1 protein-coding gene is annotated in these 2,986 nt (G+C 64.8%); it reads left to right on the forward strand.

What is annotated here, in order from left to right:
* A partial coding sequence (locus tag AB0L82_RS43605; protein WP_364651590.1) for an amino acid adenylation domain-containing protein occupies positions 1-2,986 on the forward strand: 2,986 nt, incomplete at both ends.

The raw sequence follows: 2,986 nt of genomic DNA on the forward strand, positions 1-2,986 counted from the left end.
GTGGCCGGGTGGTCGGCTCGATGCGGCGGTGGCTGGGCTGGTCCGGTACGAGTTCGATCTTGCGGCCGAGATTCCTTTGCGGGCAAGACTTTTCGAGGTCGGAGACGATGAGCACGTACTCGTTCTAACCGTGCATCACATCGCCTGTGACGGTTGGTCATTCGCGCCGCTGGCGCGTGATCTGGGGGCGGCTTATTCGGCGCGGTGTGCCGGTGTCGCTCCCGGTTGGGATCCATTGCCCGTGCAGTACGTGGATTACACCCTGTGGCAGCGTGAGTATCTCGGGGATGTAGATGATCCGGGTAGTGCGATGGCCGAGCAGGTGGGGTTCTGGGAGCGGGTTCTCGCGGGTTTGCCGGAGCGGCTGGAGTTGCCGACGGATCGGCCTTATCCGTCTGTTGCGTCCTATCGCGGTGCCGCGGTGCCCGTGGCCTGGCCGGTTCACCTGCACGAGCAAATTCGCAGGGTTGCAAGCGAATTCAATGCCACCACCTTCATGGTGGTGCAGGCCGCGCTGGCGCTGGTGCTGTCGCGGATGAGCGGCAGCGGCGATATCGCGGTCGGCATCAACGTCGCCGGCCGCGGTGATGCCGCGCTGAATGATCTGGTCGGATTCTTCGTCAACACTTTGGTTTTGCGTACCGATGTGAGCGGTGATCCCGGTTTCGGTGAGTTGGTCGAGCAGGTGCGCGAACGCAGCCTGGACGCGTTCGCCAACCAGGATGTGCCATTCGACGCGCTGGTCGAGCGGCTCAATCCGGCTCGGTCTCAAGCGCATCACCCGTTGGTGCAGGTGACATTGGCGTGGCAGAACAATCAGGTCGCAATGCTCGACCTGGGCGGTGTACAGGTTTCGGCGGAGCCGACCGAGGCATTCGCGTCGCGGATGGATCTGACCTTCAGCATCGGGGAGAACTTCACCGAATCCGGTGCGCCTGCCGGGATCCGCGGCGCGGTGGAGTACCGGTCGGACGTGTTCGCCGCGGAGACGATCGAGCGGCTGGTGTCGAGGCTGGAACGGGCGCTGACGTCGGTTGCCGGCAACCCGCGACGACGGTTGTCGTCGATCGATGTGCTCGACGAGCACGAGCGGGCGCGGCTGATGGCGTTCTCCCACCGGGCGGTTCTTGCCGAACAGACCGCGGCGGTGTCGATTACGGAGTTGTTCGCCGAGCAGGTCGCACGGACTCCGGATGCGGTCGCGGTGGTGTTCGAGAGCGATTCGCTGAGCTATCGCGAGCTGGACGCGGAGTCGTGGCGCCTGGCGCATGCGCTGGCGGAGCGCGGTGTCGGTGCCGGTGACATCGTGGCGCTGCTGCTGCCGCGGTCGGTCAATGCGATCGTTGCGATCCTCGCGGTGCTGAAGGTGGGGGCCGCGTATCTCCCCGCCGATGTGCTGCACCCCGATGAACGGGTGGCGTTCATGTTCGCCGATGCCGCACCGGCGCTTGCGATTACGACCGCCGAGTATGCGCATCGCCTGGCAGGTTTGGTGGTGACGGTGGTTGATATCGACGATCCGGCGATCGCCGATCAGCCGGTGACGGCGCTGCCCGCTCCGGACGCCGAGAACCTGGCCTATGTCATCTATACCTCGGGCACGACCGGTCGGCCCAAAGGCGTCGCCGTCACGCAGGCGAGCATTGCGCAAACCTTCGATTCGATTCGTACCTGGGGCTTCTCGCCCGCGTCCGAACAGGTGTGGACGCAATTCCACTCGTATGCGTTCGACATCTCGGTATGGGAGATCTGGGGCGCGCTACTACACGGAGGGCGACTGATCGTGGTGCCCGGCACCGTGGTCCGGTCCGGTCGAGATCTCGAGCGGCTCCTGGTTCGCGAAGGCGTGAACATACTGAACATGACGCCGAGCGCGCTCGGATTGCTGTCGCCGGAGCGACTCGGCTCGGTGGGAACCGTCGTGCTCGCCGGCGAGTGGTGTTCGGCGGAGCTGGCCGATCTATGGGCACCGGGCCGGGTGATGATCAATGGGTACGGCCCCACGGAGACGTTCTATACATCGTTGAGTGAACCGTTGGTGGCGGGGTCCGGGGTGCCGTCGATCGGTCGTCCGATTTCCGGTGTGGCCTACTTCGTATTGGATGCGGGGTTGCGTGAGGTGCCCATCGGGGTGGTGGGTGAGTTGTACGTCGCGGGTAAGGGCTTGGCTCGCGGGTATCTGCGTCGACCGGGTTTGACGGCCTCGCGGTTCGTGGCATGTCCGCTCGGGACGGCGGGCGCTCGCATGTATCGCACAGGTGATCTGGTGCGGTGGAACATCAAGGGCGAGCTGGAATATGTGAGTCGTAGCGACGACCAGGTGAAGATTCGGGGCTTCCGAATCGAGCTCGGCGAAGTTGGTGCGGCGTTGGCCCGGGAGGCCGGGGTCGAGAAGGCTGCGGTCGTCGTTCGGGAGGATCAGCCGGGCAGCCGGCGGCTGGTCGGATATGTGACCGGTGCGGTCGACGGGGCCGTCGTGCGGGCAGCTGTGGCGTCCCGGTTGCCGGAGTACATGGTTCCCTCGGTGGTGGTGGTCCTCGACAGCCTGCCGTTGACGATGAACGGCAAACTGGATAAGGCCGCGCTGCCGGTGCCCGATTACGCGGGCGGGGAAGGACATCGGGCACCGGCTACCTCGGTCGAGGAGTCGTTGGCGGTCATTTTCGCTCAGGTGCTGGGACTGGAGCGAGTGAGTGTCGACGATTCGTTCTTCGATCTGGGCGGCCATTCGTTGCTGGCGATGCGGGTGGTCGCGGCCATTCAGGATGTGTTCGGCGTGGAAATCTCGGTGCGGGGGTTGTTCCAGGCGCCTACGGTTGCGCAGCTGGCGGCCGGGCTGAGTGCCGAGTCGAGTGGTCGAGCGCCGTTGGTTCCGATGGTTCGGCCGAGTGTGCTTCCGTTGTCGTTTGCTCAGCGTCGGTTGTGGTTCATTCATCAGTTGGAGGGTCTGTCCGCGACGTACAACATGCCTTTGGTGTTGCGGTTG

The organism is Nocardia sp. NPDC052001 (genome assembly GCF_040680615.1).
In the GTDB taxonomy this organism is placed as follows: Bacteria; Actinomycetota; Actinomycetes; order Mycobacteriales; family Mycobacteriaceae; genus Nocardia.